The 25,248-nt window shown below is 51.8% G+C and carries 21 protein-coding genes; 8 read left to right on the top strand and 13 right to left on the bottom strand.

Going from position 1 to position 25,248, the window contains the following annotated elements; genetic code table 11:
- Positions 1–155: 155 nt before the first annotated feature.
- The gene (gene cueP, locus OGY08_RS10685; RefSeq protein WP_032945331.1) at positions 156–695 is read left to right on the top strand and encodes a copper-binding periplasmic metallochaperone CueP; all 540 of its coding nucleotides are present in this window, start codon (positions 156–158) and stop codon (positions 693–695) included.
- A 113-nt stretch (positions 696–808) separates the two neighbouring features.
- Here cueP and glyS read toward each other — a convergent pair whose 3' ends face one another.
- The 3 genes from glyS to OGY08_RS10670 form a co-directional block, all read right to left on the bottom strand.
- Positions 809–2,878, bottom strand: a complete 2,070-nt coding sequence (gene glyS / locus OGY08_RS10680) for a glycine--tRNA ligase subunit beta (RefSeq protein WP_008786433.1) — start codon at positions 2,876–2,878, stop codon at positions 809–811.
- Between the two features lie 9 nt (positions 2,879–2,887).
- The gene (gene glyQ, locus OGY08_RS10675) at positions 2,888–3,799 is read right to left on the bottom strand and encodes a glycine--tRNA ligase subunit alpha (protein ID WP_001168551.1); all 912 of its coding nucleotides are present in this window, start codon (positions 3,797–3,799) and stop codon (positions 2,888–2,890) included.
- Between the two features lie 95 nt (positions 3,800–3,894).
- Positions 3,895–4,203 carry a YsaB family lipoprotein gene (locus OGY08_RS10670; RefSeq protein ID WP_286565882.1) on the bottom strand — a complete coding sequence of 103 codons (309 nt, stop codon included), beginning with the start codon at positions 4,201–4,203 and terminating at the stop codon, positions 3,895–3,897.
- A 172-nt stretch (positions 4,204–4,375) separates the two neighbouring features.
- On the opposite strand from OGY08_RS10670, the gene OGY08_RS10665 reads away from it, so the two are divergent.
- A complete protein-coding gene (locus tag OGY08_RS10665) occupies positions 4,376–5,371 on the top strand; it encodes an acyltransferase (RefSeq protein ID WP_125362771.1) in 996 nt (331 codons plus the stop codon).
- Here OGY08_RS10665 and yiaB read toward each other — a convergent pair.
- The 3 genes from yiaB to xylA form a co-directional block, all read right to left on the bottom strand.
- Positions 5,368–5,733 (bottom strand): inner membrane protein YiaB, encoded by a 366-nt coding sequence (gene yiaB, locus OGY08_RS10660; RefSeq protein ID WP_111464537.1) that lies wholly within the window; start codon positions 5,731–5,733, stop codon positions 5,368–5,370. The genes OGY08_RS10665 and yiaB overlap by 4 nt on opposite strands.
- A 167-nt stretch (positions 5,734–5,900) precedes the next feature.
- The gene (gene xylB / locus OGY08_RS10655) at positions 5,901–7,355 is read right to left on the bottom strand and encodes a xylulokinase (protein ID WP_079934334.1); all 1,455 of its coding nucleotides are present in this window, start codon (positions 7,353–7,355) and stop codon (positions 5,901–5,903) included.
- Positions 7,356–7,426: 71 nt separating this feature from the next.
- Positions 7,427–8,749, bottom strand: coding sequence for a xylose isomerase (gene xylA / locus OGY08_RS10650; RefSeq protein WP_048236992.1), 1,323 nt, complete (start codon positions 8,747–8,749; stop codon positions 7,427–7,429).
- A gap of 361 nt (positions 8,750–9,110) precedes the next feature.
- Between xylA and xylR the strand changes: the two genes are divergently transcribed.
- On the top strand, positions 9,111–10,289 hold the full coding sequence (gene xylR, locus OGY08_RS10645) for a D-xylose utilization transcriptional activator XylR (RefSeq protein ID WP_125362770.1): 1,179 nt from the start codon (positions 9,111–9,113) through the stop codon (positions 10,287–10,289).
- A gap of 44 nt (positions 10,290–10,333) precedes the next feature.
- Here the strand turns inward: xylR and OGY08_RS10640 are convergent, their stop codons facing one another.
- Positions 10,334–11,158: a protein bax gene (locus OGY08_RS10640; protein ID WP_008786441.1), complete on the bottom strand. Its 825-nt coding sequence runs from the start codon at positions 11,156–11,158 to the stop codon at positions 10,334–10,336.
- A gap of 316 nt (positions 11,159–11,474) precedes the next feature.
- On the opposite strand from OGY08_RS10640, the gene malS reads away from it, so the two are divergent.
- Complete coding sequence (gene malS / locus OGY08_RS10635) at positions 11,475–13,505, top strand: alpha-amylase (protein ID WP_032945335.1); 2,031 nt, start codon at positions 11,475–11,477, stop codon at positions 13,503–13,505.
- A gap of 176 nt (positions 13,506–13,681) precedes the next feature.
- Positions 13,682–14,932 (top strand): valine--pyruvate transaminase, encoded by a 1,251-nt coding sequence (gene avtA / locus OGY08_RS10630; RefSeq protein WP_003837697.1) that lies wholly within the window; start codon positions 13,682–13,684, stop codon positions 14,930–14,932.
- Positions 14,933–14,966: 34 nt separating this feature from the next.
- On the opposite strand, the gene OGY08_RS10625 is transcribed toward avtA, so the two are convergent.
- Both OGY08_RS10625 and OGY08_RS10620 read right to left on the bottom strand, forming a co-directional pair.
- Positions 14,967–15,440, bottom strand: a complete 474-nt coding sequence (locus OGY08_RS10625; RefSeq protein WP_008786443.1) for a 4Fe-4S dicluster domain-containing protein — start codon at positions 15,438–15,440, stop codon at positions 14,967–14,969.
- A 166-nt stretch (positions 15,441–15,606) separates the two neighbouring features.
- Positions 15,607–16,422 carry a helix-turn-helix domain-containing protein gene (locus OGY08_RS10620; RefSeq protein WP_103014688.1) on the bottom strand — a complete coding sequence of 272 codons (816 nt, stop codon included), beginning with the start codon at positions 16,420–16,422 and terminating at the stop codon, positions 15,607–15,609.
- A 252-nt stretch (positions 16,423–16,674) separates the two neighbouring features.
- Between OGY08_RS10620 and OGY08_RS10615 the strand changes: the two genes are divergently transcribed.
- Entirely contained in the window at positions 16,675–18,075 is a 1,401-nt protein-coding gene (locus tag OGY08_RS10615) for an MFS transporter (protein ID WP_008786444.1), read from the top strand.
- 10 nt (positions 18,076–18,085) lie between these two features.
- Positions 18,086–20,041, top strand: coding sequence for a glycoside hydrolase family 127 protein (locus OGY08_RS10610; protein WP_048215322.1), 1,956 nt, complete (start codon positions 18,086–18,088; stop codon positions 20,039–20,041).
- A gap of 87 nt (positions 20,042–20,128) precedes the next feature.
- On the opposite strand, the gene OGY08_RS10605 is transcribed toward OGY08_RS10610, so the two are convergent.
- Positions 20,129–20,869: a MipA/OmpV family protein gene (locus OGY08_RS10605; protein WP_048215321.1), complete on the bottom strand. Its 741-nt coding sequence runs from the start codon at positions 20,867–20,869 to the stop codon at positions 20,129–20,131.
- A gap of 121 nt (positions 20,870–20,990) precedes the next feature.
- Between OGY08_RS10605 and OGY08_RS10600 the strand changes: the two genes are divergently transcribed.
- On the top strand, positions 20,991–21,941 hold the full coding sequence (locus OGY08_RS10600) for a LysR family transcriptional regulator (RefSeq protein WP_048215320.1): 951 nt from the start codon (positions 20,991–20,993) through the stop codon (positions 21,939–21,941).
- A gap of 16 nt (positions 21,942–21,957) precedes the next feature.
- On the opposite strand, the gene OGY08_RS10595 is transcribed toward OGY08_RS10600, so the two are convergent.
- The 3 genes from OGY08_RS10595 to aldB form a co-directional block, all read right to left on the bottom strand.
- Entirely contained in the window at positions 21,958–23,094 is a 1,137-nt protein-coding gene (locus OGY08_RS10595) for an HlyD family secretion protein (RefSeq protein WP_003827345.1), read from the bottom strand.
- Between the two features lie 5 nt (positions 23,095–23,099).
- Complete coding sequence (locus tag OGY08_RS10590) at positions 23,100–23,423, bottom strand: DUF3302 domain-containing protein (RefSeq protein WP_003024200.1); 324 nt, start codon at positions 23,421–23,423, stop codon at positions 23,100–23,102.
- 250 nt (positions 23,424–23,673) lie between these two features.
- Complete coding sequence (gene aldB / locus OGY08_RS10585) at positions 23,674–25,212, bottom strand: aldehyde dehydrogenase AldB (protein ID WP_008786449.1); 1,539 nt, start codon at positions 25,210–25,212, stop codon at positions 23,674–23,676.
- Positions 25,213–25,248: the final 36 nt, after the last annotated feature.

Raw genomic sequence — 25,248 nt, 5'->3', positions numbered from 1 at the left:
AAACGGCGGGGATTTTTTTTATCTGTACTTCGCAGTACATCCCACCTAAACGCTTCTTTGCATTACTTTACCCGTCGCCCCTTTGACCTTTCCCTAAGGGCAAGCTTTATAGTGAGCCAGTCTATATTCCACAATTTTCACAAGGAATTGAAGCTATGTCGAAATCCTCACTGCTGCTGATTTTAGGTTTGCTCACCACTGGTACTGCGTTCGCGGCAACGCCGGAAGCTACTTTTCTGGCCGAACACGGGCTTAGCGGGAAATCCGTCGAACAAATCGTAGAGACGATTGATCAGTCACCGCAGAGTCGCCCGCTGCCGTACTCAGCGTCCATCACCAGCACCGCGTTGAAGCTCTCTTCGGGCGATCAGGTTTATACCCTGCCGCTCGGTGACAAGTTCTATCTGTCGTTTGCCCCGTATGAATGGCAAACACATCCTTGTTTCAACCACAGCCTTTCTGGCTGCCAGGGCGAAATGCCGGAGAAGACATTCAATGTCAAAGTGACGGATAACAAGGGTGATGTGGTGGTACAAAAAGCGATGAAGAGCGGCCGTAATGGCTTTGTCGGGGTATGGCTACCGCGCAATATGGAAGGCACCATTGCAGTGAGCTACAACGGTAAAACGGCGGAGTATCCTATTAAGACGATGGAAGACAGCCAGACATGTCTGACAAAATTGCAGTTGCGCTAACAACATAAAAAAATGCCGGATGGCGCAATGCTTATCCGGCCTACTGGTGTTTCTCTCGTAGGCCGGATAAGGCGAAGCCGCCATCCGGCATTTTCTAAATCAGCGCAGGGCCGTTACTGCAGCAGAGAAATATCAGCCACGCGCAGGAACAGCTCGCGCAGTTTTTCGAGCATAGACAGACGGTTAATACGCAGATCTTTATCTTCTACGTTGACCATCACTTTCTCGAAGAACGCATCAACCGGTTCACGCAGTTCCGCCAACTCAACCAGCGCTTCCTGGTAACGACCGGCAGCGAAGACAGGCTCCAGCTTATCGCGCAGCACAACCACCTGCATCGCCAGCGCAATTTCTTCCGGCTCTTTCAGCGTTGCCGCATTCACGCGGTCATTCAGCGTCTCTTCAGACTTCGCCAGGATGTTCGATACACGCTTGTTCGCGGCAGCCAGCGCGGACGCGGCTTCCAGCGTACGGAAGTGCGAAACCGCCTTCATACGTGCGTCAAAATCAGCCGGACGAGTCGGACGACGTGCCAGTACGGCCTGAATGGTGTCGACGGTATAACCTTCGTCCTGATACCAGGCTCGGAAGCGACCGAGCATAAAGTCGATAACGTCATCCACCACGTTGGCGTTGGTCAGCTTGTCACCATACAGACGAACCGCTTCTTCGGTCAGCGTTTGCAGATCCAGATTCAGGTTCTTCTCAACGATAATACGCAGCACACCCAGCGCAGCACGACGCAGCGCAAACGGGTCTTTGTCGCCTTTCGGATGCTGACCGATACCGAAGATACCCGCCAGGGTGTCCATCTTGTCAGCAATCGCCACGGCACAAGCTACCGGGTTCGACGGCAGGTCATCACCGGCAAAACGCGGCTGATACTGCTCGTTCAGCGCCACAGCTACATCTTCTGCTTCGCCATCGTGACGCGCGTAGTGCATGCCCATCACACCCTGGGTGTCGGTGAACTCGAAGACCATGTTGGTCATCAGGTCACACTTGGACAGCAGGCCAGCACGCGTTGCGTGGTTAACATCAGCGCCAATCTGACCAGCAATCCAGCCCGCCAGCGCCTGGATACGGTCAGTCTTGTCGCGCAGCGTACCCAGTTGCTGTTGGAACAGCACGGTTTGCAGACGCGGCAGATGGTCTTCCAGACGTTTTTTACGGTCGGTATTGAAGAAGAACTCGGCATCCGCCAGGCGCGGACGAACGACTTTCTCGTTACCGGAGATAATCTGGATCGGATCTTTCGATTCGATATTGGCAACGAAGATAAAGTTCGGCAGCAGTTTGCCGTCGTTCGCGTAAACCGGGAAGTACTTCTGGTCACCTTTCATGGTGTGAACCAGCGCTTCAGACGGAACTGCGAGGAATTTCTCTTCGAATTTCGCGGTCAGCACTACCGGCCATTCCACCAGCGAGGTGACTTCTTCCAGCAGACTTTCGCTCAGATCAGCGTTACCGCCAATCTTACGCGCCGCTTCTTCAGCATCGGCTTTGATTTTCGCTTTACGCTCAGCGTAATCCGCAATTACTTTGCCGCGCTCACGCAGGATTTCCGGGTACTGATCGGCAGAATCGATGGTGAATTCCGGCTCGCCCATAAAGCGGTGTCCACGGATCACGCGATCGGACTGAATGCCCAGAATCGTTGCCGGAATCACTTTGTCGCCCAACAGCAGGGTCACGGTGTGAACCGGACGCACGAAGTGGACATCAGACGCGCCCCAGCGCATCAGTTTCGGGATAGGCAGCTTCGCCAGTGACGTGGCGATCATGTTTGGCAGCAGCGTTTCTGCGCTTTCGCCTTTTACATGCGCACGGTACAGCAGCCATTCGCCTTTGTCGGTAGTCAGACGCTCAGCCTGATCAACCGTGATACCGCAGCCACGTGCCCAACCTTCTGCCGCTTTGCTCGGTTTGCCTTCAGCGTCAAACGCCTGAGCAATGGCCGGGCCGCGTTTTTCAACTTCGCGATCGGGTTGAGATTCCGCCAGATTCGCGACTTTCAGCGCCAGACGACGCGGCGCAGCGAACCACTCAACGTTGCCGTGCGCGATGCCAGCGTTATCCAGCTCCGCGGTAAAGTTTGCAGCAAAGGACTCAGCCAGGCTGCGCAGTGCTTTTGGTGGCAGCTCTTCAGTGCCGATTTCCACCAGAAAAGTTTTCTCAGACATGGCCGCCTCTTATTTGTCTTTGTTGCACATCGGGAAGCCAAGGGCTTCACGGGAAGCGTAGTAAGCTTCTGCCACTGCTTTGGTCAGGGTGCGAATGCGCAGGATATAGCGCTGACGCTCGGTGACGGAGATGGCTTTACGCGCATCCAGCAGGTTGAAGCTATGGGCGGCTTTCAGAATACGTTCATACGCAGGCAGCGGCAGCGGATTTTCCAGCGCCAGCAGCTGCTGCGCTTCTTTCTCGTACTGCTCGAAGCAGGTGAACAGGAAGTCCACATCAGCGTATTCGAAGTTGTAGGTGGATTGCTCCACTTCGTTCTGATGGAACACGTCACCGTAAGTGGTTTTACCCAGCGGGCCGTCGCTCCAGACCAGGTCGTAAACGCTGTCTACGCCCTGAATGTACATGGCCAGACGTTCCAGACCGTAAGTAATTTCCCCGGTTACTGGTTTACATTCCAGGCCACCAACCTGCTGGAAGTAGGTGAACTGCGTCACTTCCATGCCGTTCAGCCACACTTCCCAACCCAGACCCCAGGCACCCAGCGTCGGGTTTTCCCAGTTATCTTCCACGAAACGGATATCGTGAATGGTCGGGTCCATACCCAGCTCTTTCAGAGAACCCAGGTACAGCTCCTGAATGTTGTCCGGAGACGGCTTAATCACTACCTGGAACTGATAGTAGTGCTGTAAGCGGTTTGGGTTTTCGCCATAGCGGCCATCGGTCGGACGACGAGAAGGCTGCACATACGCAGTCGCCATCGGTTCCGGCCCCAGCGCACGCAGGCAGGTCATTGGGTGAGATGTTCCCGCGCCGACTTCCATGTCCAATGGTTGAACGATGGTGCAGCCCTGGCGAGCCCAGTAATCCTGTAAGGTCAGGATCAAGCCCTGGAAGGTCCTGGTATCAAACTTTTGCATATTATTTCGTGCTGGATACGTGTGGATTTAAAGGAAGCGATCAGTATACCCGCTGGCTGCAAGATATACAGTACGAAACGGGAAAAAGGGGGAACTTAGCGCATGGAAAGGTGCAAAAACTGCCCGTCTGCGTCAAAAGAGCAGACAAAACTCTCTTTACGGAAGGTAGAACAACGCATCTCATAGCTGCCCTGGAATTGCTCCAGGCCGGAGATATCAATTTTCTGCGCGCCAGTGTTGTAGCGTTGCGCCGCCTCATTTTTGCACAATGACTCCATATCCAGCGAACGTGTGGCACTGACCTTAACCTTTTGCGCTTTCTGCGCAGGTGCAGACGATTGTGTGTCAGCGCACGCTACCAGCAAAAGGGCAGCGATCGCGGGAAAGAAATACTTCATCATCATTTTATTACCGCCTGGTTTGCTGGTCAGTCTTATTATTAGTGTCTGGAAACAGATCCTATTTTGAGAATCTCATCAGACCATCTCAAGCTTTAGCGTAAGAACTCGGATTATTCCAGTGAGCTACGTTCGCAAAATATCGGTCAGACTTTTTTTTATGGACACAGAGGAACTGATGCAGCCCAAAATTTTCTGGATTGATAACCTGCGCGGGATAGCCTGTTTAATGGTCGTGATGATCCACACCACAACCTGGTACATCACCAATGCGCAAAGCGTCAGCCCGTTGAATTGGGATCTGGCTAACGTGCTCAATTCAGCCTCTCGCGTCAGCGTTCCGCTGTTCTTTATGATTTCGGGCTATCTGTTCTTTGGTGAGCGTAGCGCCAAACCGCGCCATTTCCTGCGCATCGCGCTCTGCATTCTGTTTTACAGCAGCGTGGCGCTGGTCTATATCCTGCTGTTTACCTCGATCAACGCAGAGCTGTCGCTGAAGAACCTGCTGCAAAAGCCGGTGTTCTATCACCTGTGGTTTTTCTTCGCGATCGCCGTCATCTACCTGGTTTCTCCGCTGATACAGGTGAAAAATATCAGCGGCAAGATGCTACTGGCGCTCATGGTTGTCATTGGGGTGATTGCCAATCCCAACACCGTCTCGCAAAAAATCGGCGGCTTTGAGTGGCTCCCAGTCAACCTGTACATCAGTGGCGATACTTTCTATTACATCCTGTACGGCATGCTGGGCCGGGCGATTGGCATGATGGATACGCAAAAGCGTGCGCTCAGCTGGCTCTGTGCGGCGTTATTCATTACCGCAGTATTTATTATTTCTCGTGGCACATTGCATGAACTGCGCTGGCGAGGCAATTTTGCCGACACCTGGTACCTCTACTGCGGCCCAGCAGTATTTATTTGCGCCACCTCGCTCCTGACGCTGGTCAAAAATACGCTCAGCACACGTACTCTGCCGCTACTGGGCCTTATTTCTCGCCATTCATTGGGCATTTATGGTTTTCATGCGCTGATCATTCACGCACTACGTACCAACGGAATTGAACTCAAAAACTGGCCACCGCTGGATATGCTGTGGATTTTCAGCGCCACGCTGGCAGGAAGTTTACTTTTGTCTATTCTGTTGCAGCGTATTGATACGCGTAGGCTGGTGAGTTAGGTGTCTCCAGGCAGCGCCCGATTACTCGAACGCTGCAGTAAAAATTGCCCCATTAAACAGACGAAGAATGCTGCCGGGTATAACCCTATTTCGAAGGGCGCCAACGGGGCATTCCACACCCCCACCAGCAACAACCCTGCCGTGATGAGCGCCACCATCTGACATACGGAAGCGAAGCGTTCATCGTTTTGATTGAGATTTACTGCGCGCTGATAGGCATACGTTACGAACATCCCCGTCATCAGCGCCCCCAAAAAATACCCCTTGCCGCTCAATAACGGGCATGCGCGCCATAAACCGATACTGTAAGTCAGTATGCCTGAGAGAAATAATATCCATGGCAACAGCCTGGTTGTCTTCATTGGGATCTCCTTATCCATCATGGATACAATATGAATAACCCGCTAAAGACAACACAGAAAAAAGCGACTACGCAGGACTTTCAGAATACATCCATACGTGTAACTTATTATTTTTGTGGATATATGTATGCGGCAAATTCCCCTCTGCTAGCCAGAGGGGAAAGTGATCAGGACATCAGCGGTTGTAATTGCTGATAGATACGACGGAAGGTTTCTCGACGCTGTTGATAACGAGCATGACGCTCCGCGTCAGGATAATGCGCCTGCTCCAGCGTAAGCTGAGGCAGTAACTCTGATAACGACGTTTGCGGATTCATGGCAACTTGCGCCAGGCGCGCCGCGCCGAGTGCAGGGCCAACGTCACCGCCGGTACGGTAATCCAACTGCAATCCGCTGATGTCAGATAGCATCTGACGCCAGTATTCACTGCGTGCCCCACCGCCGATCAGCGTAATGCTGGCGGGCTGAACGCCACAGGCATGTACCACGTCCATACCGTCAGCCAGCGCGAAACCCACACCTTCCAGCACCGCCTGTGCCAGTTCTGCCGGACCATGCTGATGCGTCAGACCGAAAAATACGCCCTTAGCCTGCGGATTGTTATGCGGCGTACGCTCGCCGGACAAATAAGGTAAAAACCAGACCGGCTCCGCGTGTTCATCCGCCTGTTGCGCAGCGTCAATCAACGCAGGAACGCTCGCCAGTCCAGTTAATTTTGCCGCCCAGTCCAGACACGATGCTGCACTTAACATTACAGACATCAGATGCCATCGCTCAGGCAAAGCATGGCAAAAACTGTGAACCGCACTTTCCGGTTTGCTAAGGAAACCATCACTCACCGCAAAATAGACGCCGGATGTCCCCAGCGAAAGCATCGCCTGACCGGCATTCATCATGCCTACGCCAACCGCGCCCGCCGCGTTATCACCGCCTCCGGCAACAACCGCAACCTCCTGCATTCCCCAGGCTTTGGCGACGTCTGGCAATAAGGTTCCGGTAATCTCGCTGCCTTCATAGAGCGCAGGCATATGTGCGCGAGTCAGTTTACAGGCAGCCAGCATGACATCGCTCCAGTCACGCTTCGCGACATCCAGCCACATTGTCCCTGCCGCATCAGACATATCGCTGGCAAAATCACCGGTCATGCGCAAACGCAGGTAATCTTTCGGCAGCAGGACTTTATCAATCTGGTTGAAAATCTCCGGCTCGTGGCGTTGCACCCACAGCAGTTTTGGCGCGGTAAAGCCAGGCATCATCAGGTTGCCAGTGATGGCTCGAGACTGCGGAACCTGACTCTCCAGCATCTCGCACTCTTCAGCACAGCGACCGTCGTTCCATAAGATAGCCGGACGCAATACCTTCTGTTGTTCATCCAGTAGCGTCGCGCCGTGCATCTGCCCGGCAATCCCCAACGCTTTCACCTCGCGGAGTGAATGCTGCTGACCCAGTGCTTTTACCGCGCGATCCGTTGCCAGCCACCACTGCTCAGGGTCTTGTTCTGACCATAACGGGTGCGGGCGCGAGACGGTGAGTTTCTCCGTTTTTGAAGCCACCACATCGCCCTGCTCATTGAGCAGAATGGCCTTTACACCTGATGTGCCAAGATCTATCCCGATATACATAAGGCATCGTTCCTTAAAGAAAGGCCCGGTAGCGCTAGCTGACCGGGCTTACGGACGTTCTCAGAGACCCGTTATTTGTCGAACAAATAATGGTTTACCAGATTTTCCAGCAATTCCTGATGACCGCTCTGGTGCACTGGCGCCAGGTTGTGTTGTTCAGCGTACTGCGCAATTTCTGTCAGCGTCATCTGGCCTTTCAGAATTTGCTGGCCCAGCTCACCATTCCAACCGGCATAACGTTTAGCCACACGCTGATCCAGGCCACCGTCTTCAATCATACGGGCCGCAATTTTCAGCGACAGCGCCATGGTATCCATCGCGCCAATATGACCATAGAACAGATCGTATTTATCGGTGCTCTGACGACGTACTTTGGCATCAAAGTTCAGGCCGCCGGTAGTGAAGCCGCCCGCTTTCAGGATTTCGTACATCACCAGCGCATTCTCTTCTACGCTGTTCGGGAACTGGTCGGTATCCCAGCCCAGCTGTGCGTCGCCGCGGTTGGCATCGACAGAGCCAAACAGACCCAACGCGATAGCAGTGGCGATTTCGTGATGGAACGAATGGCCTGCAAGCGTAGCGTGGTTGGCTTCGATATTCAGTTTGATCTCTTTTTCCAGACCGAACTGCTTGAGGAATCCGTACACGGTCGCCGCATCGTAGTCGTACTGGTGCTTGGTCGGTTCCTGCGGTTTCGGCTCGATAAGCAAAGTGCCCTGGAAACCGATTTTGTGTTTGTGTTCCACGACTAATTGCATGAAACGACCAATCTGCTCACGTTCCTGACGCAGATCGGTATTCAGCAGTGTTTCATAACCTTCACGGCCGCCCCACAGAACGTAGTTTTCACCACCTAACTTGTGCGTGGCATCCATGGCCGTAACCACCTGCGTGGCGGCCCAGCTGAACACTTCTGGATCTGGATTTGTGGCCGCACCCGCACCGTAGCGTGGGTTAGTGAAGCAGTTTGCTGTACCCCACAGCAGCTTCACGCCGCTCTGTTCCTGTTTTGCCGCCAGCACATCAACCATCTGCGCAAAGTTGTTTTTGTACTCTTTCAAAGACGCGCCTTCCGGCGAAACATCCACGTCATGGAAGCAGTAGTAAGGCACGTTCAGCTTGTGGAAAAACTCAAATGCCACATCCGCTTTGCGTTTCGCCAGCGCCAGAGCTTCACCAGGCTGCTGCCATGGACGATCGAAAGCGCCCATACCGAACATATCCGCCCCGTTCCAGCAGAAGGTATGCCAGTAGCAGGCCGCAAAACGCAGATGATCTTCCATGCGCTTGCCCAATACGATTTCGTCAGGGTTGTAATGGCGAAATGCGAGCGGGTTGGTGGATTGAGTGCCTTCGAAACGAACACGATCGAGTTGGTCAAAATAAGCCGGCATAATAAGCTCCATAATCAGGTAATACGGCAAGTAAACTGCGATATGGCTATACTGGAATTTCCTGATTTATTGCTCAATTACGTTATTTCACACCGCCATTAAGAGAATACCCAAACGTGCGCTGGCTCCCAAAAAAACGCGCTAAATAAAGAAATAAAAAAGCGATCGCGATCGAAGGTTAGTCATTAAACAAAAAACCGTAATGCGCAGATAAAAAATGACAATTGTCATCCCGCGACCAGTATGTAAATTTTGCGTAGCCTCAGGCAATCAGGAATTTTGTCACGCTTCATCAAGCAGTCGTACCTGCGGTTTTGCTAGTATCGACAGGCCCACGTTAACCTTTCCAGGACAGGTTCTTATGTTTGATAAACGTCACCGCATCACTCTGCTATTTAATGCCAATAAAGCCTACGACCGCCAGGTGGTAGAAGGTGTGGGTGAATATTTACAGGCATCGCAATCCGAGTGGGATATATTCATTGAGGAAGATTTCCGAGCCCGTATCGATAATATTAAAGACTGGTTAGGCGACGGCGTTATTGCTGATTATGACGATGATGATATTGCGCAATTACTTGCCGATGTTGAAGTTCCCATCATCGGCGTTGGAGGCTCTTACCATCTGGAGCAAGATTATCCACCGGTACATTACATCGCCACCGACAACCACGCGTTGGTAGAAAGCGCTTTCCTGCACCTGAAGGAAAAAGGGATTAACCGCTTTGCGTTCTATGGTCTGCCATCGTCAAGCGGAAAACGCTGGGCCGAGGAACGTGAGTATGCGTTTTGCCAGTTGGTTGCCAAAGAGAAGTACCGCGGCGTTGTCTATCAGGGGCTGGAAACCGCACCGGAAAACTGGCAGCACGCGCAAAATCGTCTGGCGGACTGGCTACAAACACTACCGCCGCAAACCGGTATTATCGCCGTTACCGACGCGCGGGCACGACACGTCCTGCAAGTCTGCGAGCACCTGCATATTCCAGTACCGGAAAAGCTGTGTGTGATTGGGATCGACAACGAAGAACTGACCCGCTATCTGTCACGGGTGGCGCTTTCATCCGTGGCTCAGGGAGCCAGGCAGATGGGGTATCAGGCCGCTAAGCTCTTACATCGTTTACTGGCAAATGAAGAGCTGCCGCTGCAACGTACACTGGTTCCTCCGGTGCGCGTCATTGAACGCCGCTCAACCGACTACCGTTCATTAACCGATCCGGCGGTGATTCAGGCGATGCACTTTATCCGCAACCATGCCTGTAAAGGTATTAAGGTTGAACAAGTGCTGGATTCAGTGGGGATTTCTCGTTCGAATCTGGAGAAGCGTTTTAAAGAAGAGGTCGGAGAGACTATCCACGCCGTGATTCATGCCGAAAAGCTGGAAAAAGCGCGCAGCCTGTTGATATCTACCACGCTTTCAATCAACGAAATCTCACAGATGTGCGGCTATCCGTCTCTGCAATACTTTTATTCGGTCTTTAAGAAAGAGTATGACACGACGCCAAAAGAGTATCGCGATGTGAACAGCGAAGTGTTGCTGTGAGGATTATTGCCGGATGCGGCGAAGCCACCATCCGGCACACAGAATTACATATGCGCGGCGATTAAACGCTGGTTATCCTGATACATTGCGAACAGATAGTTGTTGTAGCTCTGTCCTTTAGTGGAATAACCCTTCAGCTTATGAATCATCGCGGTAGCGGTGACTTCCTGATCGGCTTTACGCAGTTGCGCACGTGACTTACGGAATGAAGAGTAAGCCGGATGCGTGTTCAGGTTGATGACGTAAGCATTCACCGACTCTTTCACCGATTCAAACTGTGAGTAGCCTTTCACCTTACCCGGGGCATTATTACAACGACCTTTGCCACATTTCATGCCAAACAGGTTGTTGTTGCTACGCGCCAGCTTCGACGTACCCCAGCCACTTTCAGCCGCAGCCATGGTTGCCACCATACTGGTCGGGATAATGTCTACGCGCTCAAGCAGCGTATTCCATGGGATTTTACGCGTGTTGCCAGACCAGCTCACCTTGTAGCGCTTCGCGATATCTTTCATACGCGTACGCTCAGTCGGTGACCAGCGGTTCTGGTACTGTTTTGAAATCAGCCAGTTACGGTCCGCCGTAATGGCAGCATTTTGACTGGTAATATAAGGCATAACCGTCCGGAGAAACGCTTTTTTCCTTGGTGTTCCGGAAGGGTATTTTCGCAAATCAGGAAGTGAACTACTCTTTGCACTATTGCGAGAATACTCTTGTTTACTGCTTACCTGTGTATTACTTGTCTTGATTACCTGGGGCTTGTGACTCGTTGTCGCCGTGTGTGTCTTTGCCAGCACCTCACCCGAAAATGCAACGGTGAGTAACATAAGAATCATTGCCCCATATCGTCGAATGGGAGTCAATATCATTAGGTCTCCTGGTCGGATTTATACATTCCAACACCTTATATTTTTCACAAAAATGAGAGATGAATCTCAAATCATATCAAAAATAGCCGTCAAGAGCACCCAAAGGAATAGTCCAATTCTGAAACCATGTCACGCATTAACGGTTCAGGGTGCTATTAATTCGAAGAAAATGTGGAGGTTATCGCAAAATAAGTTCATTTTTTGCGCGCGATCGCTCACCCTCACTTCTCCTCCTGGCGGAATCGACTCAAAGGAGGAGTTTCCGGCCTGATTTCACTGGCAAACTGGCGAAAATCGCAGCACCAAGGACAGCATTATGAAACTTGCCGCCGTTGCGCTGGCGCTCATGCCCGGCATTGCCATCGCCTCATCATGGACTTCTCAGGGACTCCCCACCTTCGAAGCGGAAGGTACGGGTAAATTCGTCAGCCATGCAGCGTTGACGAAGGGTACGCGTCCTTTAATCCTAAATTTTGACCAACAGTGCTGGCAGCCTGCTGATGCGATAAAACTCAACCAGATGCTGTCGCTAAAACCGTGTGAAGGCGCCCCACCGCAGTGGCGCTTATTCAAAGACGGCGATTACACGCTGGAAGTGGATACCCGCTCCGGAACGCCAACGTTGATGCTCTCGGTAAAAAGCGCCGCAGACCCTGTCACGACCCAGATTCGCCAGTGCCCGAAATGGGATGGTTCGCCGTTAACACTGGATGTGAGCCAGACCTTTCCGGAAGGTGCCGTGGTGCGTGATTTCTACAGCCAGCAAACGGCAACGGTAAAAAATGGGTCGATTACCCTACAGCCTGCCGCAGCCAGTAACGGACTGTTGCTGCTGGAACGGGCGGAAACCGATGCCCCGGCCGCTTTCGACTGGCATAACGCTACGGTGTATTTCGTCCTGACGGATCGCTTTGTAAATGGTGACCCAAGCAACGACCACAGCTACGGGCGTCGCAACGACGGCATGCAGGAAATTGGTACTTTCCACGGGGGCGATTTGCGCGGTCTGGCCAGCAAACTCGACTATCTACAACAGTTAGGCATCAACGCCCTGTGGATCAGCGCACCGTTTGAGCAAATTCACGGCTGGGTCGGCGGTGGCACCAAAGGCGATTTCCCCCATTATGCTTACCATGGCTATTACACTCAGGACTGGACCACGCTCGACGCGAATATGGGTAATGAAGCTGACCTGCGTGCGCTGGTTGACGGCGCGCACCAGCGCGGCATTCGCATCCTGTTTGATGTCGTCATGAATCATACCGGCTACGCCACGCTGGCGGATATGCAGGAGTATCATTTTGGGGCATTGTACTTGTCGGGCGATGAACTGAAAAACACGCTCGGTGAACGCTGGACGGAATGGAAGCCAGCCGCCGGGCAAAGCTGGCACAGCTTTAATGATTACATCAACTTCAGCGATAAAGCAGGCTGGGAAAAATGGTGGGGGAAAAACTGGATCCGCACCGATATTGGTGATTACGACAATCCGGGTTTTGACGACCTAACCATGTCGCTGGCTTTCCTGCCCGATCTGAAAACCGAATCCACCACGCCTTCCGGGCTGCCAAACTTTTATCTACACAAACCAGATACGCACGCTAAAGCTATTGCTGGTTACACGCCCCGAGATTATCTGACCCACTGGCTCAGCCAGTGGGTGCGTGATTACGGGATTGACGGGTTTCGGGTCGATACCGCCAAACACGTCGAACTTCCCGCCTGGCAGCAGTTAAAAACACAGGCCAGCGCGGCGCTGGTTGAATGGAAGAAAGCGAACCCAGATAAAGCGCTGGATGACAAACCTTTCTGGATGACCGGCGAGGCCTGGGGTCACGGCGTGATGCAAAGCGACTATTACCGTCACGGCTTTGATGCGATGATCAATTTCGACTATCAGGAGCAGGCGGCAAAGGCCGTCGATTGTCTGGCAAATATGGATGTCACCTGGCAACAAATGGCTGAAAAACTACAGGATTTCAACGTCCTGAGCTATCTTTCCTCGCACGATACGCGCCTGTTCCGCGAAGGTGGAGACAAAGCCGCCGAGCTATTGCTGCTGGCGCCAGGCGCGGTACAACTCTTTTACGGCGACGAATCGGCCCGGCCCTTTGGACCAACAGGTTCAGACCCATTGCAGGGTACGCGCTCAGAAATGAACTGGCCGGATGTGGCCGGGAAATCTGCCGCCAGCGTCACTCACTGGCAGCGCATCAGTCAGTTCCGGGCCAGACATCCCGCCATCGGTGCTGGTAAACAGACCACGCTGACATTGAAGCAGGGATACGGATTTATCCGCGAGCATGGCGACGATAAGGTGATGGTGGTGTGGGCCGGTCAGCCCTGATCCCAACAGGCTTCCCGCTGTGCATACAGCGGGAAACCCAACACAAAATAAAAAACCAGCCAGGCAAGCATCTGTAGCACAAAACATCAATCCAGCCCGCTCCCCCTGATTTGCACCCTGCCATAGGTAGCGCTATGGTTAGCCACTTTACTACTCAGTTCGACAGACCCCCTGCTATGACATTCTCACTTTTTGGCGACAAATTTACCCGCCATTCAGGCATCACCCGCCTGATGGAGGACCTCAACGACGGTTTACGCACCCCAGGCGCCATCATGCTCGGCGGTGGTAATCCGGCGCAAATTCCAGAGATGCAAAATTACTTCCAGTCTCTGCTGACAGATATGCTGGCAAACGGCAAAGCCACTGATGCGCTTTGCAATTATGACGGTCCGCAAGGGAAAACCGAGCTACTGTCTGAACTGGCGAAACTGCTACGTGAGAAGCAGGGTTGGGATATCGAGCCACAAAATATTGCACTGACAAATGGCAGTCAGAGCGCGTTTTTCTACTTATTCAATTTGTTCGCCGGACGCCGCGCTGACGGAACAACGCAAAAAGTGTTATTCCCGTTAGCGCCGGAATACATTGGCTATGCAGATTCCGGGCTGGAAGAAGATCTCTTCGTCTCAGCACGTCCGAACATTGAGCTGCTACCGGAAGGCCAGTTTAAGTATCACGTTGATTTTGAACACCTGCACATCGGTGAAGAGACAGGGATGATCTGCGTATCGCGCCCCACTAACCCGACAGGCAACGTGATCACCGACGACGAGCTGATGAAGCTGGACCGGCTGGCCAACCAGCATGGGATCCCGCTGGTGATTGATAACGCCTATGGCGTACCATTCCCTGGCATTATCTTTAGCGAAGCACGCCCGCTGTGGAACCCCAACATTGTGTTGTGCATGAGCCTTTCCAAGCTGGGTCTGCCAGGTTCCCGCTGCGGTATCATTATCGCGAATGAAAAAATCATCACTGCGATTACCAATATGAACGGCATCATCAGCCTTGCACCTGGCGGGATGGGACCGGCGATGATGTGCGAGATGATTAAACGTAACGATCTGCTGCGTCTGTCCGAAACGGTTATCAAGCCGTTTTACTATCAGCGCGTTCAGGAGACGATTGCGATTATTCGCCGCTACTTGTCTGAAGATCGCTGCCTTATCCATAAACCTGAAGGCGCGATTTTCCTGTGGCTATGGTTCAAAGATTTACCGATCACCACAGAACTGTTGTATCAGCGCCTGAAAGCGCGCGGCGTACTGATGGTTCCTGGTGACTACTTCTTCCCGGGGCTGGATAAACCCTGGCCGCATACCCATCAGTGCATGCGGATGAACTACGTGCCAGAGCCGGAGAAAATCGAAGCTGGCGTGAAGATTCTGGCGGAAGAGATCGAACGCGCCTGGCTGGAAGGCTAACGCAAACCCGACCCAGGTGCGGGTCGGGCTCACTTCACAGCGGCTGTGAACGCAGGCGCTGGCGCTGAATACTGACGGCATCAACACACTGCAACGCGCTGGTCGGGCAGGCTTCGACACACGCTGGTCCCGCCTCGCGATGCCAGCACAAATCGCATTTTATCGCCTGCACCCGCGACGAACGGGCAACGACATTCATTGCCCCAAACGGGCAGGCCAGCATACAGCTTTTACAACCAATACAACGTGCCTGTTCAACGAAGATATGCCCATGTTCACGACGAATGGCGTGAGTTGGACAAACATTCGCACAGGGAGCGTCTTCGCATTGATGGCAGGCGACCGCCGTGGTAAAGGCGTCGTCTTTGATGACCCGAATCCGCGGTATAAACGCAGAAGAAGAGACCGAAGCACAGTCCTGGTTTTGCTGATGCGCGACGACGCAGGCAACTTCGCAGGTACGACACCCAATACATTTTGCCGCATCCGCCATAATAAACGCGTTCATTGCCCCCTCCCTCTGCGTGAAAACCACAGAGTGCCAGAGAGACCGCCCCTGGCGCTTTGATCGGACAGGGGAAACGGTTAAATTTTGTCAGGTGCCTGAACGACTTTGGGGGATTGCCTGCACTTTTGTAGGCCGGGTAAGCATAGCGCCACCCGGCGCTCCTCATTTACGCCGAATTAATATGCTCTTTGCAGTAGCGCCGTTTCCACGCCGCAGGCGTCAGGCTGGTATGCTTACGAAAGATTTTGCGAAAGTAACCCACATCATTAAACCCACATTTAATCGCCACTTCGGTAAGTGACAGCGAGTCACTGATCAACAACTTTTCCGCTGCCCTTACCCGCTGGCGATGCAATGCTTCAGTTAGCGTCAGCCGGAAAGCGCTACGGAATACACGCCCCAGATAATCCGCATTGCAATGCAGCTCTTTCGCCAGAGTTGAAGCACTAATCGGCAGGTGGAACTGGGTGTGGATTATTTGTTGCGCTTTCCATGCCAGCGCATTACCGGGGCTATCTGCGGGTTGCTCGCTAGCCGCCGCGGAGATTTGCTGCAAAATCAGCAGTAGGATCAGTTCCAGCGCAACGCTGCAATGAATATTTTCCTGCTCGCGTAAGAACTGGCGAAACAGCGAAATAATATATTGTGGCTCGCTAACCCGCGCATGCTGAGGAATCGCAAGCAACGGTTCTGTAAGTGAAGCATCGTTTTCTGCTGTCACCTCAAAGTGTAGCCAGTAAAATTTCAAATCAGCCGGAAATTGCCCGACGCCAATATGCAAACGCTGCGGCCATAGCAGCAAACTTTCTCCAGCATTCACGCAAAAAACGGTCTGGCCTTCGCGAATCGTTAATGTCCCTTTTTCGACAAAGATGATTTCCCAGGATTGCAATTGCCGCGCCGGATGGCTTCCCACACCTCGGGAAATAAATAGCCCACCATTTTGCACTTTAATCGGAAGAGACATGGATAATTCGAGCATATATATTCAAATTCCCGCTTTTTACATTATTTAAACTGCTCTTTATTATTGATTATTCACGATAAACTTGCTTTTCGCTGGATCGAAATCACATTTTTATAATGAAGTCGGAATTGTCATCTTTTTATACTTTTCTCTTCCCTTGTTGACCCAAACATTTCGTGCAGAATAAATAACGTACTTTGCAAATTACAAACAAATAACCCGCAACGTAGCGGGATACTTTCTGAACATCCTCTCCGGGAGTTATTTATGACTTCGGCTCCGATTACGACATCTGATTTGGCACAGCGTGCCCAGGACGACAAATTATCCCTGCGTGAAAAAATAGGTTATGGGTTAGGCGATGCAGGCGGGACGGTAATTACCTGTCTGATCATGAACTTCCTGACATTTTTCTACACCGATGTCTTCGGGTTAACGCCCGCGCTGGTCGGCACATTGTTTATTGCCCTGCGCGTATTTGATGCCATTTCCGATCCGATAATGGGCATACTTGCCGACCGCACGCAAAGCCGCTGGGGGCGTTTTCGCCCATGGCAGCTGTGGGTGGCAATTCCCATTGGCATCATTGGCGTACTCACGTTTACCGTCCCTGACGCCAGCATGAGCGTAAAAATCGCCTGGGCATTCGGCACCTATCTACTACTCTCTGTCGGCTATACCGCCATCAACGTACCGTATTGTGCGCTGATCAACACCATGACGACCCGCCATAACGAGGTGATCGCCTGTCAGTCCTGGCGCTTTGTGCTGTGCGGCGTGGCGGGATTCCTTGTCTCCGTTGGTCTGCCGTGGATGGTGGATATTCTGGGTCAGGGCAATGCCGCGCAGGGTTATCAGTTCGGCGTGGGCATCCTGTGCGCCATCGCTGTGGTGATGTTCCTGTGCTGCTTCTTCTGGGTTCGCGAGCGTGTGCCGCTGGCGATGATGGGGAAATTTACCCTGCGTGAACACATTGGTGGGCTACGCAAAAATGACCAGTTGCTGCTGATGCTGGTGATGTCTTTCCTGCTGATTAACGTCTTCAATATTCGTGGCGGCGGGTACATGTATTTCATTACCTACGTACTGGAAGGCAGTACAGCTTACACGTCGCTGTTTTTCACCATGGTGACCTTTGCGTCCATCATCGGTTCAGTGGTTGTCAGCCCGCTGACCCGCCGTATAGATACCGTCAAACTCTATTACTACACCAACCTGGTGCTGGCAGCCCTGGCAGTGATGATGTGGTTCCTGCCGACCGGTCCGGCTTATCAAACATTATGGCTGGCGGTTATTCTCGGCAACGGCATTATTCTGGGCTTTACGCTGCCTCTGCACTTCTCGCTGATGGCCTTTGCCGACGATTACGGCGAGTGGAAAACCGGCGTGCGTTCTTCCGGCATGAATTTCGCCTTCAACCTGTTTTTCATCAAGCTGGCCTGGGCCTCAAGTGCGGGGATCATCAGCCTGTTATTTATTTTTGTCGCCTATCAGCCAGGCGCTGGTAACCAAACCGCCAGTTCGCTGCAAGGAATTACCGCGATGGAGACGCTACTTCCCGCACTGTTCCACCTGCTGTTGGCGCTGTCTATCCGCATCTGCAAACTCAATAATCCGATGATGTCGCGCATTGCCACCGATCTGCGTCAGCGTCATGTACAGCCTTAAGGAGCACGAAATGAACGTACTGGAAGTCGACCTGCATAAGCTCACCGTCAGCGATCCGTTCCTCGGACAATATCAGCAGTTGGTGCGTGACGTAGTGATCCCCTACCAGTGGGATGCACTGAATGACCGCATTGCAGAGGCGGAACCAAGTCATGCGATAGAGAACTTTCGTATCGCCGCAGGACTGCAGGATGGCGAATTTTACGGCATGGTTTTTCAGGATAGCGACGTGGCGAAATGGCTGGAGGCAGTCGCCTGGTCCCTGTGCCAGAAACCTGATGCGGAACTTGAGAAAACCGCAGATGAGGTCATCGAGTTGGTGGCCGCTGCGCAGTGTGAAGACGGCTATCTCAATACATACTTTACAGTGAAAGCCCCGGATGAACGCTGGACTAACCTCGCCGAGTGTCATGAGTTGTACTGTGCAGGTCATTTGATCGAAGCAGGCGTCGCGTTCTTTCAGGCGACGGGAAAACGTCGTCTTTTAGATGTCGTGTGCCGTCTGGCAGACCACATCGACAACATTTTCGGGCTCGGAGAGAATCAACTGCGCGGCTATCCGGGACACCCGGAAATTGAGCTGGCGTTAATGCGCTTATACGAAGTGACCCAGCAACCACGCTATATGGCGCTGGTAAATTACTTTGTGGAACAGCGCGGCGCGCAACCCCATTTCTATGACGAAGAGTACGAAAAGCGCGGCCAAACCTCTTACTGGCATACTTACGGCCCGGCATGGATGGTGAAGGATAAACCCTATAGCCAGGCTCATCAGCCCATTTCAGAACAGCAAACGGCGATCGGTCATGCAGTGCGTTTTGTTTATCTGATGACCGGCGTGGCGCATCTGGCACGCTTGAGTCAGGATGAAGGCAAACGTCAGGATTGCCTGCGTCTGTGGAAAAACATGGCCCAGCGTCAGTTGTACATTACCGGCGGGATCGGTTCACAAAGCAGCGGCGAGGCGTTTAGCAGCGATTACGATCTGCCTAACGACTCCGTGTATGCGGAAAGCTGCGCCTCAATCGGTCTAATGATGTTCGCCCGCAGAATGCTGGAGATGGAGGCAGACAGCCAGTATGCCGACGTGATGGAGCGCGCCCTGTATAACACTGTATTGGGCGGGATGGCACTCGATGGCAAGCACTTCTTCTATGTGAACCCGTTGGAAGTACATCCTAACTCATTAAAATTCAATCATATTTATGATCACGTGAAACCCGTTCGTCAGCGCTGGTTTGGCTGCGCCTGTTGCCCGCCGAATATCGCCCGCGTACTCACCTCTATTGGTCATTACATCTACACACCACGTCAGGACGCGCTATATATCAATATGTACGTGGGCAATAGCATGGAAGTCCCGGTGGCGGATGGCTCGCTCAAGCTGCGCATTAGCGGGGATTATCCATGGCATGAGCAGGTGAAAATCGCCATCGAATCACCGCAGTCGATATATCACACCCTGGCCCTGCGCCTGCCAGACTGGTGCACCGCGCCGCAGGTTTTACTGAATGGTCAGCCAGTTGAGCAGGATATTCGTAAAGGCTATTTGCACATCAGCCGAACCTGGCAGGAAGGCGATACGCTCAGTCTGACCCTGCCAATGCCGGTGCGTCGGGTATACGGAAATCCATTAGTGCGTCATGTTGCCGGTAAGGTCGCCATTCAGCGTGGACCGCTGGTGTATTGCCTGGAGCAGGCCGATAACGGTGAGGAATTGCATAACCTGTGGTTGCCAAAAGAGAGTGAGTTCAGAGTATTCGAGGGTAAGGGATTGTTCAGCCATAAAATGTTAATTCAGGCTGAAGGCTTGAAGCAAAGTAATGCCGATGCAGCACAACAATCGTTGTGGCACTACGATGTTTCCCCAGCTTCGCGCCAGGCGCATACATTGACGTTTATTCCGTGGTTTAGCTGGGCGAACCGTGGTGAAGGCGAAATGCGTATCTGGATAAACGAGCAGTAATAATAAGGCGGATGGCGGCGGTTAGCCCCCATCCGTCAATGTCTCATGAAAAGATTGCCCTCCTCCCTGAGGACAAACGGGTGAGAATCAGAAACGCCAGGTCAGACCGGACATAAAGGTGAAGCTGTCATCACGATCAACCATCGGACTATTTTTAATGTCATCCGGCAGTGCGCTATAGTTGGCGCTTGCCAGCAGCGTCAGGTTAGTGGTTAATGCGTATTTAGCGGACAGGCCAACATACGGTGTCCAGCTATCGCCTGGGGAATAGCTTGATAAACCACTACGACGGGACTCATTACCCGAAATGCCGTAGTAGTATTCATTGAATTTTTCGTCATAGTAGAGCACGCCAATTGATGGCGTCAGCGTCAGCTTGCCCATCGGCATTGGACGGAACAGTGAAACTTCCCCTACCCAGCCATTACTGTTGTCCAGCACATCCGCAGCGGCGGAGACTTTCACGCTACCCCATCTTTCATGGTGATACCACGCGGCACCCGCCATTGCAGTTGCGTCACGCTTATCCAGCGTTTTCATCGCGTGATCGTCATTGTCGCCGGGATCAAACTCCAGCGGCATATAAGAGGCAGTAATACTAAATTCATTACTTTCACTCTTAGACAAAATATAACCTAGCGTTGTTTGCCTAAAATAAAATGATTCACTTTCATAACTGACAAGCGGTACTGCGTGAACATTATCATTATACCCGCGATAAGGTGATTCATTATATACAGCGCCAGCGCCAATAGAAAATTCTGCGGCAGTTGCACTCGCCATAAAAGAAAAGGCGAGCAGCGCCACAATATTGCGTTTAATTAACATGCCAACATTCCATTTTAAAATAAGCTACAAAGCGGGTGCATAATAATGCTTACAATTTCATCGGTGCAAGGTTCTTATTTATATAGTAATATATATAAAATTATATATATTGGGCTTGGCGATGAATAAATTACAACTTAGACACCGGGAACTGAAGATTATTTCGGTAATTGCTGCCAGTGAAAATATCAGCCATGCCGCTACTGTTCTCGGCATTGCTCAGGCCAACGTAAGTAAGTATCTTGCTGATTTTGAATCAAAAGTGGGGCTAAAGGTATTTGACCGCACCACCCGACAACTGACCCTCACGCCGTTTGGTATTGCGTTACTTCCTTACATCAATGACATGTTAGACAGAAATGAGCAGTTAAATAATTTCATTGCTGATTATAAGCACGAGAAACGTGGCAAAGTAACGGTATATGCACCAACCGGAATTATTGCTTACTTATCGCAACATGTTATTGCAAAAATAATGGATATTGGCGATATCAGTCTGGTGCTAAAAACCTATAACCTGGATCGCAAAGCATTTTATGAAGGCGTCGACTTTCCTGACGATTGTGATATTTTACTTTCCTATGCTCATCCTAAAGATGAATCACTGGTCGCCAGTTTTATCACTAAATATGCGGTTATTGCTTTTGCCAGTCGGGAATATCTCACCAAGAATCCTATTAGTAGTCCTGATGAATTAGTCAACCATTCCTGCATTCTAATTGATTCTATGATGATTGATGATGCCAACATTTGGCGATTCAATTCTGCTGAAGACAAAAAGATGCGTGACTATCGTGTGACGGGAAATTACATCTGCGACAATACACAATCGGCACTGGCGCTGGCGCGTAACCATTTGGGGATTGTTTTTGCGCCAAATGAAAGTGTGCAAAGAGATTGTCGTTCCGAGATGCTGGTCCCGTGTTTTTCGGAGCAACATGAATGGTGGTTGGATTTAGTGGCGATTTTCCGCAAGCGTGAATACCAGCCCTGGCGTGTGCAGTATATTCTCGATGCAATGCTCGCGGAGATACGTCAGCAGCTTGCTCAGGCGATACGACAGCCTGAGTAAGCGAAATAGCCTGCGCTTAGTGGTCGAGATACAGGTAATGCACCCAACTGGTCATCCGCAGCAACACCTTGCGCATGACCGACACATGTTCGAAATGGTCAGAGTAAACGGCAACCTGGGCGTAAATCCCATCAGGTAATGCGTTCACATCCGCATTGTCGTTCAGCTCAATCGTGGCGATTACCCCTTCCGAACCGGGCGTAGAGTTTAAAGATTGCAGTGCCCCGTTCGACTGGTATGTACCACCCGGTACTGCCGGACTAATGGCGGCCAGTTTACCGCTAAACACCTTACCCGGCAGGGCATTAAACACCACTTCCGCTTCATCGCCTGGCTCCAGTCGCAACAACGAGTTTTGACGGAACTGGGCGATAATTTGTCGTTTCTGATCCGGGATGAATACCATGACCGGGCGCATCGGCAGCGCGGCGGCATAGGTTCCTGGGCGCATCAGCACCTGAGTGACGTAACCATCGCTGGGCGCGCGAACCACGGTCTGGTCCAGGTTGAACTCTGCTTCCGCTAGCTGTGCTTTCAGGCTGGCAATTTGCGAATTCTCACCCAGTACCAGGCTGTCCAACTGGCTCTGAATTTGCTGTTGTTCTGCAACGGAGGATTTCACCGAGGCTTCCTGCGCCAGGTAGTTTTGGCGCGCCGCGTCGATATCGCGTTCAGAAAAAGGATTCACCTTCGCCTGACTCCCCTGCGCATAGCGCTGGTAATCTTTTGCCAGTTTGTCACGCGTGGCCTTTGCCCGCTGCGTGTTGGCTTTCATTTCGTCTAACTGCGCAACCAGAGCCTGCTCTTTATGCTGTGCGGTAACAATATCAGCCTTCAGGCGATCGACCCGCGCCTGATAACGCCCTGGATTAAGCTTAAACAGAACCTCGCCTTTTTTGATTAGCGTATTCTTCTTATCCGTCACTTCTGTCACTACACCCGTTACCTGCGGCACCACGGGAATAGAAATTACCGCTTTTTGTGCCTTAAATGTATACGGATGGTTATAATTCATCAGTAATATAAGTCCGCAAACAATGAATATACCGCCTAATGCCGCGGTAGGAACTGTCCATTTATTTACAGGAATTTTAAAAATTTTAAATATTGACCATGCACACGCCACATAGGTCAGAACAATCAGTAAATCCATCGATATTACTCCGCCGGAGAGGTCTTGGCCTCACCCAGTTTCTTTTCCAGATCCGCAACCCTTGCCTGAAGCTGGATCAGGGAAGAATCCGCGCTCTGCATGCCCCACCCGCGTTCCGGGCGATAAAGCGTTGCCCAGATCCATAAAAAGGGCCAAATAACATGTAAGGTAAACAAACTAACCCACCCCGCAACATGTATTGCGTCGGCATGAGGATGGTTACGTTTCTTTGCAATTAGATAGGGAATATCATGCAGAATAATAATCCCGTAAAAAATGACCAGGAATACAAAAATAAGCACTCCTAATGCAAAATAATTAAGGAACATATTTGCCTCAGGGATTTAAATTAAGGAATTCGGATGCAATTTGATTTAAACAATAGAGTTGATAATAGTATTGGAATGACCAGATTGGATGCAATTATCTTATTTATATAACGATATATGGGTTTCTATATACCCGTCGTCTTTCGAGCTGCTTCTTTGTTGGCTGCGTTCGTTCACCCCAGCCACTTACCTGAGGACATAACTTGATGCCCGGTACGCTAAACGCGACCGGGCAGTAGGTGACGTGAAATTAAAACAGCCCCAGTGGTTTATCAGAGTAGCTCACTAACAGGCATTTGGTTTGCTGATAATGCTCAAGCATCATCTTATGCGTCTCGCGCCCGATACCCGACTGCTTGTAGCCGCCGAACGCCGCATGCGCCGGGTAAGCATGGTAACAGTTGGTCCAAACTCGCCCCGCCTGAATCCCACGTCCCATTTTGTACGCCAGATTTCCGTTACGACTCCAGACGCCAGCGCCAAGCCCATATTGGGTATCATTAGCGATTTCCAACGCTTCCTCCATAGTTTTGAAGGTCGTGACGGCCAGCACCGGTCCGAAGATCTCCTCCTGGAAAACCCGCATGTTGTTCTTACCAAACAGAATGGTCGGTTCGAGGTAGTACCCCTCTTTTAACTCGCCATCCAGCTGCTTGCGCCGCCCGCCGGTGAGAACATCTGCCCCTTCTTTTTTACCAATGTCGATGTAATTCAGAATGGTTTCCAGTTGACCATGCGACACCTGTGCGCCCATTTGCGTCACGCTGTCTAACGGGTTGCCGCTACGGATACTTTCCACCCGACGAATGGCTCTTTCCATAAAACGTTCGTAAATGGATTCTTGTACCAGCGCACGACTTGGACAGGTACATACTTCGCCCTGGTTGAAGGCAAACAATGCAAAACCTTCCAGCGCTTTGTCAAAGAACGCATCTTCTTCATCCATCACGTCCGCGAAGAAGATATTGGGGGATTTCCCGCCCAGCTCCAGCGTGACAGGGATAATGTTCTGCGTGGCGTACTGCATGATCTGCTGCCCAACTTCCGTTGAGCCGGTAAACGCCACTTTTGCAATGCGTTTTGACGTCGCCAGATACTCACCGATTTCCCCACCCGCGCCGTTTACCACGTTCACTACGCCTGGCGGTAGCAGATCGCCGACAACTTCCATCAGCAACAACACGGACAGCGGCGTCAGGCGCGCAGGTTTAAGCACGACACAGTTACCGGCAGCCAGGGCGGGCGCCATCTTCCAACTGGCCATCAACAGCGGGAAGTTCCACGGGATAATTTGCCCCACCACGCCAAGAGGTTCATGGAAGTGATACGCCACGGTATCGCTATCAACTTCGCTTATTCCCCCTTCCTGTGCACGAATACAGGACGCGAAATAGCGGAAATGGTCAATCGCCAGCGGCACATCTGCCGCGCTGGTTTCACGGATGGGTTTACCGTTATCCCAGGTTTCAGCCGTCGCCAGCAGCTCCAGATTTTGCTCCATACGATCGGCAATTTTGAACAAAATCGCCGCCCTGTCCTGCACGGAAGTCTGCGCCCATTTGTCTTTTGCTTTGTGCGCGGCATCCAGTGCCAAATCGATGTCCTTTTTGCCGGAAGAGGCCACTTCGCACAGTAATTGCCCGGTTACCGGCGTCAGGTTTTGGTAATACTCACCGTCCACCGGTGCGATCCAGTCACCGCCGATAAAGTTATCGTATCGGGCTTTTAACTTCAGAGGGTAACCATACTCGCCGGGATAAATACGCGTTGAAGGGGGGTTATTGGTCATGACCGTCTCCTTGCTGTAGGGGTACTACAAGGGTAG

Origin of the sequence: Citrobacter sp. Cpo069 (genome assembly GCF_030332785.1) — a bacterium.
GTDB lineage: Bacteria > Pseudomonadota > Gammaproteobacteria > Enterobacterales > Enterobacteriaceae > Citrobacter > Citrobacter portucalensis.
This window is presented reverse-complemented; position numbering and strand designations above follow the sequence as displayed.